Source organism: Myxococcus qinghaiensis (assembly GCF_024198215.1).
Taxonomy (GTDB): Bacteria; Myxococcota; Myxococcia; order Myxococcales; family Myxococcaceae; genus Myxococcus; species Myxococcus qinghaiensis.
Window position 1 is genome coordinate 298477 of sequence record NZ_JAKCFA010000007.1, and the last position, 13140, is coordinate 311616.

Genomic DNA, 13140 nt, shown 5'->3' on the forward strand with positions numbered 1-13140 from the left:
GGCTCACCCAGGCATGCGCGTGGCGAACGGTCCCGTCGGGGCCGAGCCGATGATGCGCATGATGGGGATGCACGGAAGAGAGACGCACGGCCCCATGAGTAATGGCAAAGGCCCCTCGCCGTCAACTCGACCTCTCGAACCGAGGTCCAAGTTGCTTGCAAACCCTCGATGGGGCGAGCAGGAAGGAAGCCCATGCGAGTCTCGGACGTCATCATCGTGGGCGGGGGCATCATGGGCTGCGGCATCGCCCTGCGGCTGCGGCAGGCGGGCGCGCGCGTCACCGTGCTGGAGCGCTCCATCCCCGGCGCCGAGGCCAGCAGCGCAGCCGCCGGCATGCTCGCCCCGCAGATGGAGTCCGACGGGCCCGGTCCCTTCCTGGAGCTGTGTCTGCGAAGCCGCGCCCTCTACCCCGCCTTCGCCGAGGAGCTGCGCGAGCTGTCCGGCGTCGACATCGCCTACCGCCCCAGCGGCGTCCTCAAGGTCGCCTTCAGTGACGCGGCGGTGCAGCACGTCGAGGCCACCGTGCTGTGGCAGCGCGGGCTGGGCCTGCGCGCGGAGGTGCTCGACGGTGTCCAGGCCCGTGCGCTGGAGCCGCGCCTGTCAGCGAAGGCCGTGGCCGCCGCCCACTTCCCGGATGATCATCAAGTGGACAATCGGCTCCTCGTCCGTGCCTTGACCATGGCCGCCGCACGCGTGGGCGCCGAGTTCCGAAGCGGCTACGTGCGCGGCATCGTCCACGAAGCGGGCCGCGCGGTGGGCGTGGACCTGGATGGCGAGGTGCTGCGCGCGGATGCCGTCGTGCTCGCAGCGGGGTCGTGGTCGTCCCTCGTCCAGGGCGCGGGCGTGGAGGCGAAGGCCGTGCGTCCCGCGCGCGGCCAGATGATCCAGCTCCAGACGCGCCTGCCGCTGCTCCAGCACATCCTCACGTCGGAGAAGGGCTATGTCGTCCCCCGCGCGGATGGCCGCATCATCGCCGGCAGCACCATGGAGATGGTGGGCTTCGACAAGCAGGTGACGGCCTCGGGGCTGGCCCGCATCCTCGACATGACGCTGGAGCTGTGCCCGGAGCTGGGCTCCGCTCCCGTCACGGAGACCTGGGCGGGCTTCCGCCCCTGGACGGAGGACAAGCGGCCCTACCTCGGAGAGGGCCCCACCCCGGGCCTCTTCCTCGCCACCGGACACTTCCGCAACGGCATCCTCCTGGCCCCCATCACCGCGAAGCTCGTGGCCGAGGCCGTCCTCGGAGAGCGGGCCACCCTGGACCTGGCGCCCTTCCGGTACGACCGAGCGGGTGCGAGGGCCCAGGCCTGAAGGCTCGACTTCCTCCTCAGAGGCTGTCCACGCCTGCCCGGTCGCCCACCCTCCCAGGGTCGTCTTCCGGACCTGCGCACTGGACTGTCAACCTGCAAGTGGAGGAAGGTGGTAATTTCCCTGACGCATTCGCCATTGAAACCCGGAAACCTTTAGAATCTCCCGCCGTGGAAGCCATCCCCCCTGCCCCACCCCGAATCCTCATCGTCGACGATGACGACTCCGTCCGAGACGTCATCTCGGTCCTCCTGCGTGAAGAGGGCTACAACTGCGTCGTCGCGAGCGGCGCCGAGATGGCGCTGGACGTGGCTGGCGAGGAGGACACCCCGCTCGTCATCAGCGACATGAAGATGCCGGGCAAGGACGGCCTCTGGTTGCTGGAGAACCTGCGCGAGCGACTGCCGGACACGTCCGTCATCATGCTCACCGGCTATGGCGACACGGAGTCCGCGGTGGACTGCCTGCGCCGGGGCGCGGTGGACTACCTGCTCAAGCCACCCAAGCTCACCGACCTCATCCGTGCCATTGAGCGCGCGCTCGCCAAGCGCCGCATCGAGATGGCTCGCAAGCGCTACCAGAAGAAGCTGGAGCGCAAGGTTCGCGACCGCACCGCGGAGCTGCGCAGCGCGCTCCACAACATCGCCAACACCTACCAGAACACGCTCCTGGCGCTGGTGGCCGCGCTGGACGCGCGCGAGCACGAGACGAGCGACCACTCGCAGCGCGTGGTCAGCTACACGTCCGCCATCGCCGGGCGCATGGGCATCGGTGGCAAGGAGCTGGAGGAGATTGGCCGCGGCGCGCTCCTGCACGACATCGGCAAGATTGGCGTGCCGGACGCGGTGCTGCTCAAGCCGGGCAAGCTCACGCCCGACGAGTGGCTGGAGATGCGCAAGCACCCTGAGATCGGCTTCCAGATGATCCAGGCCATCCCCTTCCTCTCCACACCGTCCTCCATCGTCCTGTCCCACCAGGAGCGGTGGGATGGCGCGGGCTATCCGCGCAACCTCCAGCGGCAGGAGATCCACATCGGCGCGCGCATCTTCGCCGTGGCGGACACGCTGGACGCGATGACGAGCGACCGGCCGTACCGCAAGGGCACCTCGTTCGCGAACGCCATCCAGGAGATCCGCCGCTGCGCCAACACCCAGTTCGACCCGGAAGTCGTCCGGGCGTTCCTGGACATCGGCGAGGACGGCCTCATCCGCATCAAGGAGGAGATGGCGCTGCGCAAGCTCAACCTCCCCGTGGCGGAGGCCGAGGCGAACGAGGCCGAGGCGGAGCTGGCGCGTCTGACCGACCTGGACGACGACCCGGAGCCTCCCTCCTCCTCCGTCGCCGCCCCGCGCCCCACCCCGAGCGAGCCCGCCGAGGTGAAGGCCCCCGTCATCCGCTCGGCGACGGGCAGCGAGGGCTGAGGCCCTCACGCCGGGGGATTGAGATGAACGTCCCCCCGGCGGCTGTTATGAGGTCAGGCTCCCCGTGACGACGCCCGCCCTCCAGACGGATCCGCTCGCCCCGCCCCTGCTGGATGCGCAGGGGCGCCGCATGACGTACCTGCGGCTGAGCATCACGGACCGCTGCAACTTCCGCTGCGCCTACTGCTCGCCCGCCTCCTGGGGCGGCAAGAAGGACCTGCTGAACGCAGAGGAGCTGGGGCGCATCGCCAGCATCTTCGCCGCGCTGGGCATCCGCCGCGTGCGCCTCACCGGGGGCGAGCCGCTCCTGCGTCCGGACATCCTGGACATCGCCCGCCGCATCGCCACCCTCCCTGGCGTGCGGCACCTGGCCATCACCACCAACGCCAGCCACCTGGAGGCCCTGGCCAGCCCGCTGCGCGAGGCAGGCGTCGACCAGCTCAACCTCAGCCTGGACACGCTGTCGCCGGAGACCTTCCGCCGCATCTCCAAGCAGGGCGACTTCGACGCCATCCTCCGAGGCATCGACGCGGCGGCGGCTTCGAACTACGCCTCGCTCAAGCTCAACGTCGTGGTGATGCGGGGCGTGAATGACGGCGAGGCCCGCGCGCTGGTGGATTACGCGCACGCGCGCGGCATCACCCCGCGCTTCATCGAGCTGATGCCCTTTGGCCAGGGCGTCCCGGTGCCCACCGCAGAGCTGGTGGAGCGACTGCGCGCCGAGGGCCTGGACCTCTCCGCCGAGCCCGAGGAGACAGGCGCCGCCGCCGACTCCGTGACGTCCGGGCCCGCGCGCTACTGGAAGGCGCCTGGGGGCCGCGTGGGCTTCATCTCCCCGCTGACCCAGAACTTCTGCGGCGGGTGCAACCGCGTGCGCGTGGCGTCGAATGGCGACCTGCGCAGCTGCCTGGGAGGCCGAGCGCAGGCGCCGCTGCACCAGCTCATCCGCGGCGGAGCCACCGACGTGGAGCTGGCCCGAGCCATCCGCGCCGCCCTGGGCGACAAGCCGGAGGGCCACCGCTTCACCGAGCCCGGCAACAGCGCCACGCTGCTGTCGATGATGGGCATCGGCGGCTGAGAGCCGCGCCTGCGCTGGAAAGACGACGGGCGGGCCCGCGCGCTCGCGCAAGGCCCGCCCGAGTGGCTCCTGGCTCTTCGATGAGAGCCAGGGAAGCCTGCGCCGTGCCGACTACTTCACCAACCGGATGGCGAACGGGTACTTGTACAGCTGACCCTCGTTCGCCTTCAGCCCACCGATGATGCCGAACACCAGCGCCACGATGCCGACGATGGGCAGCAGCACCAGGCCGATGCCGATACACGACGTGGCAACACCCACGAGGCCGGCGATGAAGAGGGTGATCTGGAAGTTCAGCGACTCCACCGAGTGCTCGCGAACAAAGGACGACTCCTTGCCCTTGGTCAGCATCAGCACCAGCGGAACCGCGAAGCCCAGGCCCACGAAGTTGGCCAGGATGGTTCCCATGTGGGCGATCAGCCCCATCGTCTTCTCATCCTGGGTCGGCATCGGCGTGCCGGTGATGTACGAACCCATCTGCTCCCGCGGCGGAGTCTCCATGAAGTATCCCCTCCCGATAATCGGGGGCGCGAACGCCGCGCCCATGCCTGCCTAACATGACATGCACCCACTCTCATTGTCACGTCTCGGACAGGTGATGTAGCGGGTCGTTTGACGCCCTCGATTTCGGGTTGCCTGGCTCAGCGATACAACTCGCTGCCCGCCTTCCGGAATTCCTCACTCTTCTGCTCCATCCCCGAGTCGAGCGCGGCGGTGTCCGTGACTCCCGTCCTGGCCGCGTAGTCGCGGACGTCCTGGGTGATTTTCATGGAGCAGAACTGGGGGCCGCACATGGAGCAGAAGTGGGCGACCTTGGCGCCGTCGGCGGGCAGCGTCTCGTCGTGGAAGGCTCGGGCGCGCTCGGGGTCCAGGGAGAGGTTGAACTGGTCCTCCCAGCGGAACTCGAAGCGGGCCTTGGACAGCGCGTTGTCGCGGGACTGAGCGCCTGGATGCCCCTTGGCCAGGTCGGCGGCGTGGGCGGCGATCTTGTACGTGATGACGCCTTCCTTCACGTCGTCGCGGTCCGGCAGGCCCAGGTGCTCCTTGGGCGTCACGTAGCAGAGCATCGCGCAGCCGAACCAGCCGATCATCGCCGCGCCGATGCCGCTGGTGAAGTGGTCATACCCCGGAGCGATGTCCGTGGTGAGAGGCCCCAGCGTGTAGAAAGGCGCCTCGCCGCACACGGCGAGCTGCTTCGTCATGTTCTCCTGGATGAGGTGCATGGGGACGTGGCCCGGGCCCTCAATCATCGTCTGCACGTCGTGCTTCCAGGCGATCTTCGTGAGCTCGCCCAGCGTCTCCAGCTCGCCGAACTGCGCCGCGTCGTTCGCGTCGGCGATGGAGCCCGGCCGCAGCCCGTCACCCAGGCTGAAGCTGACGTCGTACGCCTTCATGATCTCGCAGATGTCCTCGAAGTGCGTGTAGAGGAAGTTCTCCTGGTGGTGGGCCAGGCACCACTTCGCGAGGATGGAGCCGCCCCGGCTGACGATGCCCGTCAGGCGCTTGGCGGTGAGCGGCACGTAGCGCAGCAGCACGCCGGCGTGGATGGTGAAGTAGTCCACGCCCTGCTCGGCCTGCTCGATGAGCGTGTCGCGGAAGATGTCCCACGTCAGCTCCTCCGCCTTGCCGCCCACCTTCTCCAGCGCCTGGTAGATCGGCACCGTGCCGATGGGCACCGGCGCGTTGCGGAGGATCCACTCGCGCGTCTCGTGGATGTTCCGGCCGGTGGACAGGTCCATCACCGTGTCCGCGCCCCAGCGGATGGACCAGACCATCTTCTCCACCTCCTCCTCGATGGAGGAGGACACGGCGGAGTTGCCGATGTTCGCGTTGATCTTCACCAGGAAGTTGCGGCCGATGATCATCGGCTCCAGCTCCGGGTGGTTGATGTTCGCGGGGATGATGGCGCGGCCCCGGGCAATCTCCTCGCGCACGAACTCCGGGGTGATGACGCGGGGGATGGACGCGCCCCAGGAGTGGCCCGGGTGCTGCGCGGACAGGGACGCGTCCATGCGCAGGTTCTCTCGCAGCGCCACGTACTCCATCTCCGGGGTGATGATGCCGCGCCGGGCGTAGTGCAACTGGGTGACGTTCTTGCCCTGACGCGCCACGCGCGGCTTGCGACGGTGGCCGAAGCGCAGCCCCGCCAGCCGGGGGTCCGCCTCGCGCTCCTTGCCGTACTGGGAGGTGATGCCCGACAGCTCCTGCGTGTCCTCGCGGCGCAGCACCCAGGGCTCGCGCGTGGCGGGCAGGCCGCGGCGCAGGTCGATGTCCCGCTCCGGGTCCGTGTACGGACCGCTGGAGTCATAGACGAGCACGGGGGGATTCTCCGTCACCCGGGCCTCCGGGCCCGGTCCGTGTCGGGTGGGGGTCTGACTGATTTCGCGCACGGGGACGCGCAAGTCGGGGTGCAGCTCCCCACTCACGAACACCTTGCGAGACGCTGGCAATGGGCCCTGGCTGATGCCTTCGAGCACCTTGCCATCGACCTTGAGGCTTCTGGACGCTCCGCTCATCTCTCTCTCCTCGAGGACGGGCGGGAAGGCAGACGGAAGCCCCAGAGGGGTTCCGGGCCGCTTCCCTCCGCCGGTATGACCCGGTTCAGGTTCCAAGGGTTGGCCGCGCCACGCGGCCGTCTCAGCCCCTTACGAGGGGCACCCCTAGCGACTGGGTGAGCATCTAGCGCACACCGGGACGGGCTTCAACCCACCCGGAAGCCAGGGCTCGAAGCGCGCCAGTGAACATCCCGCGCGCAAGGAATGCGGGACACCCCATGACGGCGCAAAGCTTGCGCGTCCGGGACGCGGGAATCGCCGTGGCCCGAGGGAAGCCGGGCTGGCCTCCGCCGTGCAATGGCCTCCCAGCGAGTTCAATCCAGGACCGGGAGAGCACCACACATGAAGATCGTCGGCGAACTGATGACCCGTGAGGTGGTCACGCTCAAGGAGACGCAGAACCTGGGCAAGGCGGAGGAGCTGCTGCGGCTGCACCGCATCCGGCACCTGCCCGTCCTCCGGCAGGGAAAGCTCGTGGGCCTCATCACCCACCGCGACCTGCTCCGGGCCGCGGCCACGCACGCGTCGGACCCGGCCGCGCAGCCGCTGTGGGCCGCCGACATCATGACCCGCGACGTGACGACGGTGACGCCCGAGGCGTCCCTGCGCGAGGCGGTGGAGATGATGCTGCGCAACAAGTTCGGCTGCCTTCCCGTCGTCGGGCAGGACGGCACGCTGCTCGGAATCCTCACCGAGGCGGACCTCGTGCGCTACGCGCAGCACCTCATCGAGGACAAGGACCGCCGCGAGCTTGCGAAGGAATTCAACGCCTGAGGTCCGCCTGCGTGTGACGGAGGCGAGCTCTCTTCCCCTGTCGCCTTCTCCCTGCCCTCCGTGACGGTCCGCCCCGCATGACTTCCCCTCTCGCCTCGACCAGCGAAGACGCAGAGGCCCTGCTCCCCTCGCCACCCCAGGCGACTCCGCCGCCCTCGTCGCCACGTCGTTGGACGCGGCCCGTGCTGGCGCTGGTGGGGCTCGGCGCCGTGGCGGGACTCGCGGGCTTCGGCGTGCAAGGTGACGTCGCGTCACGCACGGTGCTCGTCGCCGGCGTGTGCCTGGTGCTGTGGCTCACGGAGCTGGTTCCCCCTTTCGTGCCCACCCTGCTCCTGCTGGGCGCCACTCCCGTGGTCCTCGGTCCGCTGGGTTCGGAGTACCGGCTGTCGTCCGTGCTCGCCTGGTGCGCGGACCCGGTGCTCATCCTGTTCCTCGGAGGCTTCACGCTGGAAGTGGCGGCCATGCGCCACGGCCTCGACTCGGCCGTGGCCCGGCACGTCGTTCGCCTGTCGCGAGGCCGGCCCCGGCTGCTGCTCCTGCTGGTCATGGGCGGCGTGGCCTTCCTCTCCATGTGGATGTCCAACGTGGCCGCGGCCGCGATGATGCTCGCCGCGCTCAAGCCCTTGCTGCTCGCCTCGCCTCCGGGCGCTCCGCTGCGACCCGCCCTGCTCGCGGGCGTGGCGCTGGGCGCGAACCTGGGCGGAATGGCGACGCCCGTGGGCAGCGGCCCCAACGCCCTCGCCGTCTCCGCCGCGAGCGCTCACGCGCAAGTCACCTTCGCGGGCTGGATGGCCTTCGCCCTGCCCCTCACCCTCCTCATGCTGCTCCTGGGCTTCGGCCTCGTGCTGCTGCGCTTTCGCATGCGTGGCCTGCTGACCTTGCCCGCACAGCCGGCCCGCACGCTCGACGTCTCCGGTCGACGGGTGCTCGCGGTGAGTGCCACCTGTGTGATTGCCTGGCTGACGGAGCCGCTCCATGGCGTGCCCGCACCGGTGGTGGCCCTGGGCGCCACCGCGCTGCTGTTCGGCACCGGACTGCTCAAGCGCGAGGACCTGGGACGCCTCGACTGGTCCACGCTGCTGCTCATCGCCGGAGGCCTCGCGCTGGGGAAGCTGCTGGAACACTCCGGTCTGGTGGCTCACGCCCTCGATGGCGCCCGGCTGGAGGCGTGGCCTCGCGAGGCCCGCTTGGGGGCGCTCGTCGTCGTCGCCGCGGGGCTGTCCGCGCTGATGAGCAACACCGGCACCGCCGCGCTGCTCATGCCCCTGGCCCTGAGCATGGAGCCCTCCGCGTCCACGCCCATCCTCGTCGCCATGGGGTGCTCGTTCGGCATCCCCTTCGCCATCAGCACCCCGCCCAACGCGATGGCCGCGGGCGAGGGACTCGACACCGCCGAGCTGCTCAAGTTGGGGCTTCCCCTCATGTTGGCCGGCTGTCTGCTGGTCAGCTTGACGGGCCCCATGGTGCTACGGCTCTTTGGGCTGCCATGAGCTACCCTCGCTCGCCCGTCCGGGGCCGCAGGGCGAATCCCCGGCCCACCATGAAGCACCTTCGCGGCACACGGGTTGAAAGGGCAATGCCGGAACAGGGCCCGGCGCAAGGAGTGCCCATGACGTCCGTGATCATCACTGAGTACGAAACGCGCCTGTATTGGCAAGGCGATCGGGGTGCCGTGCTGACGAGCGACCGGGCGCCTCCCGTGCCCATCGGACTGCCGCTCGTCGAGCCCGGCGCGATGGAGGACGGACTCTGGGCCCCAGAGACGCTGCTGGTGGGCGCTGTGGAGGGACGCACGCTGCTGGCGTTCCTGGAGCGGGCACGCGAGGCGGACGTCAACGTCCTCTTCTACCAGAGCTGCGCGGTGGCGCGCGTCGTGGGCGGGCCGGGCCAGCCGCCGCACCTCACCGACCTCATCGTCCGCCCCCACGTCGCAGTCGCCACGGACCTGGACGCGGAGGTGGTGCGGCTCATCTTCTCCGAGCTGCCCGCCCACTGCTTCCCCAGCTCCGTCATCCAGATAACGCCGCGCATCGAAGCCGTCGTCGAGACGTGGCATGCCCGCGCCGCGAGCCCCCACCCCGCGCCAGACGCGCCTCTCGCGAAGCCCCTCCCCAGCATCGCCCTTCCCTGACCCCACCTCCGAGCCCCCATCCATGTCCGCACAGCGAATCCTGGTCGTCGACGATGAGGACAATGCCCGCCGCGCCATCGCCACCATCCTGAGCGAGGAGGGCTACGACGTGGCCGAGGCCGCGGATGGCGCCGAGGCCCTCGCGCGCGTGTCCGACTTCTCTCCCGCGGTGGTGCTCACCGACGTGCGCATGCCGCGGATGGACGGCCTCAGCCTCTTGCGCGCCGCGCGCGAGCAGGGCAGCGACGCGACGTTCGTCATGATGACGGCCTTCGCCAGCGTGGAGATGGCCGTCGAGGCGATGAAGTCCGGCGCGGACAACTTCCTGCTCAAGCCGCTCGACGCGGACCAGGTGCTCGTCACCCTGTCCAAGGCCCTGGAGAAGCGCAGCCTGCTCCAGGAGGCGGAGTCCCTCAGGGACCAGGTCCGCACCCGCGTGCGGCGCTTCCACGACATCATCGGCGAGTCCCCGCAGCTCCAGGGCATCTACGACGTCGTGCGCCGCGCGGCGGCCACGCGCGCCACGGTGCTCATCCTCGGCGAGTCCGGCACGGGCAAGGAGCTCATCGCCCAGGCGCTGCACCAGGAGTCGCCGCGCCGCGACAAGCCCTTCATCCGCGTGCACTGCGCCGCGCTGTCGGAGAACCTGCTGGAGAGCGAGCTGTTCGGCCACGAGAAGGGCTCCTTCACCGGCGCGATTGCACGCAAGGAAGGCCGCTTCGAGCTGGCCGACGGCGGCACCCTCTTCCTGGACGAAATCGGGGAGATCTCCCCCACCGTGCAGGTGAAGCTCCTGCGCGTTCTCCAGCAAAAGGAACTGGAGCGCGTGGGCGGGACGCAGACGCTCAAGGTGGACGTGCGCATCGTCGCCGCGACGCACCGGGACCTCGCCGCGGAGGTGAAGGCGGGCCGCTTCCGCGAGGACCTCTACTACCGGCTCAACGTGGTGAGCGTCACGCTGCCGCCGCTCAGGGAGCGCAAGAGCGACATCCCCGCGCTGGTGAACCACTTCCTGGAGAAGTACGGCGAGGCCTACGGCAAGCAGGTGCGCGGCCTGGCGCCGGGCACGCTCCAGGCGCTGCTCGCGCATGACTGGCCGGGCAACATCCGTGAACTGGAGAACGCGATTGAGCGCTCCGTCGTCCTCACCCAGGCACAGGAGCTGACGGCCGATGACCTGCCGCCCGTGCTGCGCGGCCCCCGTCCCAGCGGGACGAGCACGGGCGCGCTCATCCCCGGCGCCACGCTCGCGGCCATCGAACGGGAGGCCATCCTCCGCACCCTGGAGATGGTGCAGGGCTCCACGTCGCGCGCGGCGGAGGTCCTCGGCATCAGCGTGCGGAAGATTCAATACCGCCTCAAGGAGTACGGCGCGCAGGGCGACGGGGCCCCGGTGAAGCCCGACGCGGACGAGCTGCCCGGAGACCTGGCCGCGGAGTCCTGACGCGCAGGCGGATACCACCCCGCGCGCGACGCGGTGTTCCATCTCAGGCATCTACGACGTCCGTCGTTGACAGTTACGACGCACGTCGTAATACTTTCGCGAATGACGCCCGTTCCACCGCAGCCGACGCGCGCCGAGCTGGCCATCCTCCGAGTCCTCTGGCAGTTGGGGCCCAGCACCGTCCGTCGGGTGCATGAGTCGCTCCGGGACACGCAGGACAAGGACACCGGCTACACCACGGTCCTCAAGCTCCTCCAGAACATGACGGAGAAGGGGCTCGTCCAGCGCGACGAGAGCGAGCGCACCCATGTCTACGAAGCGGCCCTGAGCCAGAAGCGCACGCAGCGGGACTTGCTGCGGGACTTGATGGACCGGGCCTTCGGCGGCTCGGCGTCCAGCGTCGTGGCCCAGGCGCTTTCGATGAAGCGGGCCTCCGCGGAAGAGCTGGCGGAGATCCGGAAGCTGCTCGACGAGCACGAGAGGCGGGGGAAGTGATGGACGTGCTGGACTCACTGGAACAAGCCCTGCTCGCCTTCGCCTGGCAAGGCGCGGCGGTGGCGCTGGTGGTCGCGGGGCTGCTGGCCTTGATGTCGCGTCGCTCGGCGCGGGGCCGCTACGCCGTCGCCTGTCTGGGCCTGCTGACCATGGCCCTGCTACCGCTCGCCACGTGCCTCGGCGCGCTGCTGGGGACGACGGGCACCGCGGCTCCCGTGGCGGGTGGAATGTCCGCCCAGACGCTCCTGTCCGCGACGCTGCCTCCGGGCACCACGCTGGAGAGCGTGGCCGAGCCCGCGACGGTGGCGGCCGGGACGTCCTGGCTGGAGCTGTTGCGGCCGTGGCTCCTGCCGGCCTGGTGCTGCGGCGTGCTGCTGCTGTCCGCCCGGATGCTCATCTCCTGGTACGCGGCCCAGCGGCTGTCCCGACTGCACACCCAGGAGCCCGCGCCCGCCTGGCGTGAGGCCCTGGCCCAAGCGCTCTCGCGGCTGCGCCTGACGCGCCCCGTCCGACTGCTGGCCTCCGCTCGCGTCGACGTGCCCCAGGTCATCGGCCTGTGGCGTCCGCTCATCCTCGTCCCCGCGGGTGCCATCGCCGGACTGACGCCCGCGCAGTTGGAGGCGGTGCTCGCGCACGAACTCGCGCACATCCAACGGCACGACTACCTGGTCAACCTGCTCCAGGCGCTGGTGGAGACCTTCCTCTTCTACCACCCCGCCGTCTGGTGGCTGTCGCACCGCATCCGCGAGGAGCGCGAGCACTGCGCGGATGACCTCGCCGTGCAGTCGTGCGGAGACGCCTTCCTCTATGCGCGCGCGCTCGCTCACATCGAGCAGCTTCGCGCGCCGCCGTCCGCCCTGCTCGCGCTCGGCGCGGATGGAGGCTCGCTGCTCGGACGCATCCGCCGCCTGCTGGCCGTGCCGGAGGCGCATGCCCCGCGCAGGTCCTGGCGCCTGGTCAGTGGACTGGGCGGCGCCGCGCTCGCCCTCGCGCTGGGCACCTCCCAGGTCCCCCTGCCGGCCATGGCCGTTACGCCCGGCGCCCCCGACACCGTGTCCGCCGAGGCCACGCCTCCCCCGAGCCATGAGCAGGCCTTCGCGGCGGACGAGCCGCCCATCCACCGGCCGCTCGTCGCGCCCCTGCCGCGCGTCCTGCCCGTCAACATCTCCTCCACCGTGGGCCGGCCGGCCCGTGCCACCGTCAAGGCTCCGCCGAAGAAGGTGCGTGAGCCCGGCCCGCGCCCGCTGCTCATCCCGGACACGCAGAGCATCGTCCGCACGGAGCTGCCCCGGACGCCCTACTCGCTCGACGCTGAGCCGGCGACTCCCGCCATCGCCCTGGAGAGCGCGCCTGCCGCCCCCGTCCAGGTGGCCGAGGCCCCGCCCCAGGTGGAGCAGCCCCTCCCGACGCCGGTTCCCGTCGCCACCACGCCCAGACCCGCGCAAGACGGCGTCTTCACGCTCGGCCCCGGCATCACCCCGCCCCGCTTCCTGTCAGGGAGCCGGATGCACTTCGCGGACCTGACCCAGCACATGCGCTCGCGCATGTCCGCCGTCCCCAAGGGCGCGGTCGTCACCCGCTGCACCATCACCGCCGAGGGCTCCGTCACCGACTGCAAGTCGCTCCAGGGGCTCTCCGGCCTGGAGGAGGGCGTCATCCGCGCGCTCACCACGTGGCGCTACGAGCCCGCGACGCTCGATGGCAAGCCCGTGCCCGTGCACTACGAGTTCGACATCTGGTTCACCAACGAGCCCGGTGGCGGCATGGACGAGCGGCGTCAGGTCGCCAGCGCGGACAAGCCGGGCAAGCGCGCGGACGGCGCCAACCAGAGCGCCTGCATCCTCTGCGCGAGCGTCTCCGCGTCCAGCCTGGCCACGCCGCCGCTGGGCTTCTGAGCCTCACCCGCGAGTGACACCGGTGCGCGCGGGCTCGCC

At 70.2% G+C, this 13140-nt stretch carries 11 protein-coding genes and 1 riboswitch; of the genes, 9 read left to right on the forward strand and 2 right to left on the reverse strand.

Features of this window, described 5'->3' with window-relative positions; all coding sequences use genetic code 11:
- Nucleotides 1-192 precede the first annotated feature (192 nt).
- The 3 genes from thiO (at nt 193) to moaA (ending at nt 3807) form a co-directional block, all read left to right on the forward strand.
- Nucleotides 193-1311: a glycine oxidase ThiO gene (gene thiO / locus LZ199_RS15200; RefSeq protein WP_253994399.1), complete on the forward strand. Its 1119-nt coding sequence runs from the start codon at nt 193-195 to the stop codon at nt 1309-1311.
- A gap of 167 nt (nt 1312-1478) precedes the next feature.
- Nucleotides 1479-2729 carry an HD-GYP domain-containing protein gene (locus LZ199_RS15205; RefSeq protein ID WP_253994400.1) on the forward strand — a complete coding sequence of 417 codons (1251 nt, stop codon included), beginning with the start codon at nt 1479-1481 and terminating at the stop codon, nt 2727-2729.
- A 64-nt stretch (nt 2730-2793) separates the two neighbouring features.
- Nucleotides 2794-3807: a GTP 3',8-cyclase MoaA gene (moaA, locus tag LZ199_RS15210; protein ID WP_253994401.1), complete on the forward strand. Its 1014-nt coding sequence runs from the start codon at nt 2794-2796 to the stop codon at nt 3805-3807.
- A 111-nt stretch (nt 3808-3918) separates the two neighbouring features.
- Here the strand turns inward: moaA and LZ199_RS15215 are convergent, their stop codons facing one another.
- Together LZ199_RS15215 and thiC are read right to left on the reverse strand one after the other, a co-directional pair.
- On the reverse strand, nt 3919-4308 hold the full coding sequence (locus LZ199_RS15215) for a DUF4870 domain-containing protein (protein ID WP_253994402.1): 390 nt from the start codon (nt 4306-4308) through the stop codon (nt 3919-3921).
- 140 nt (nt 4309-4448) lie between these two features.
- Nucleotides 4449-6323: a phosphomethylpyrimidine synthase ThiC gene (gene thiC / locus LZ199_RS15220; protein ID WP_253994403.1), complete on the reverse strand. Its 1875-nt coding sequence runs from the start codon at nt 6321-6323 to the stop codon at nt 4449-4451.
- Between the two features lie 45 nt (nt 6324-6368).
- Nucleotides 6369-6479, reverse strand: a riboswitch (TPP riboswitch).
- 225 nt (nt 6480-6704) lie between these two features.
- Here thiC and LZ199_RS15225 point away from each other — a divergent pair.
- The 6 genes from LZ199_RS15225 to LZ199_RS15250 all read left to right on the forward strand — a co-directional run bounded on the left by LZ199_RS15225 (nt 6705) and on the right by LZ199_RS15250 (nt 13101).
- Nucleotides 6705-7136 (forward strand): CBS domain-containing protein, encoded by a 432-nt coding sequence (locus LZ199_RS15225; protein WP_253994404.1) that lies wholly within the window; start codon nt 6705-6707, stop codon nt 7134-7136.
- Between the two features lie 77 nt (nt 7137-7213).
- On the forward strand, nt 7214-8626 hold the full coding sequence (locus LZ199_RS15230) for an SLC13 family permease (protein ID WP_253994405.1): 1413 nt from the start codon (nt 7214-7216) through the stop codon (nt 8624-8626).
- 119 nt (nt 8627-8745) lie between these two features.
- On the forward strand, nt 8746-9267 hold the full coding sequence (locus LZ199_RS15235) for an OsmC family protein (protein WP_253994406.1): 522 nt from the start codon (nt 8746-8748) through the stop codon (nt 9265-9267).
- Between the two features lie 22 nt (nt 9268-9289).
- On the forward strand, nt 9290-10711 hold the full coding sequence (locus LZ199_RS15240) for a sigma-54-dependent transcriptional regulator (RefSeq protein WP_253994407.1): 1422 nt from the start codon (nt 9290-9292) through the stop codon (nt 10709-10711).
- 102 nt (nt 10712-10813) lie between these two features.
- Nucleotides 10814-11206: a BlaI/MecI/CopY family transcriptional regulator gene (locus LZ199_RS15245; protein WP_253994408.1), complete on the forward strand. Its 393-nt coding sequence runs from the start codon at nt 10814-10816 to the stop codon at nt 11204-11206.
- A complete protein-coding gene (locus LZ199_RS15250; RefSeq protein WP_253994569.1) occupies nt 11206-13101 on the forward strand; it encodes a M56 family metallopeptidase in 1896 nt (631 codons plus the stop codon). The genes LZ199_RS15245 and LZ199_RS15250 overlap by 1 nt, the downstream gene beginning before the upstream one ends.
- Nucleotides 13102-13140: the final 39 nt, after the last annotated feature.

Coding starts and splice junctions, on each gene's coding strand:
- LZ199_RS15225 (WP_253994404.1), top strand. CDS start 6,705: ATGAAGATCGTCGGCGAACTGATGACCCGTGAGGTGGTCACGCTCAAG.
- thiO (WP_253994399.1), top strand. CDS start 193: ATGCGAGTCTCGGACGTCATCATCGTGGGCGGGGGCATCATGGGCTGC.
- LZ199_RS15230 (WP_253994405.1), top strand. CDS start 7,214: ATGACTTCCCCTCTCGCCTCGACCAGCGAAGACGCAGAGGCCCTGCTC.
- thiC (WP_253994403.1), bottom strand. CDS start 6,323: ATGAGCGGAGCGTCCAGAAGCCTCAAGGTCGATGGCAAGGTGCTCGAA.
- LZ199_RS15240 (WP_253994407.1), top strand. CDS start 9,290: ATGTCCGCACAGCGAATCCTGGTCGTCGACGATGAGGACAATGCCCGC.
- LZ199_RS15245 (WP_253994408.1), top strand. CDS start 10,814: ATGACGCCCGTTCCACCGCAGCCGACGCGCGCCGAGCTGGCCATCCTC.
- LZ199_RS15250 (WP_253994569.1), top strand. CDS start 11,206: ATGGACGTGCTGGACTCACTGGAACAAGCCCTGCTCGCCTTCGCCTGG.
- LZ199_RS15235 (WP_253994406.1), top strand. CDS start 8,746: ATGACGTCCGTGATCATCACTGAGTACGAAACGCGCCTGTATTGGCAA.
- LZ199_RS15215 (WP_253994402.1), bottom strand. CDS start 4,308: ATGGAGACTCCGCCGCGGGAGCAGATGGGTTCGTACATCACCGGCACG.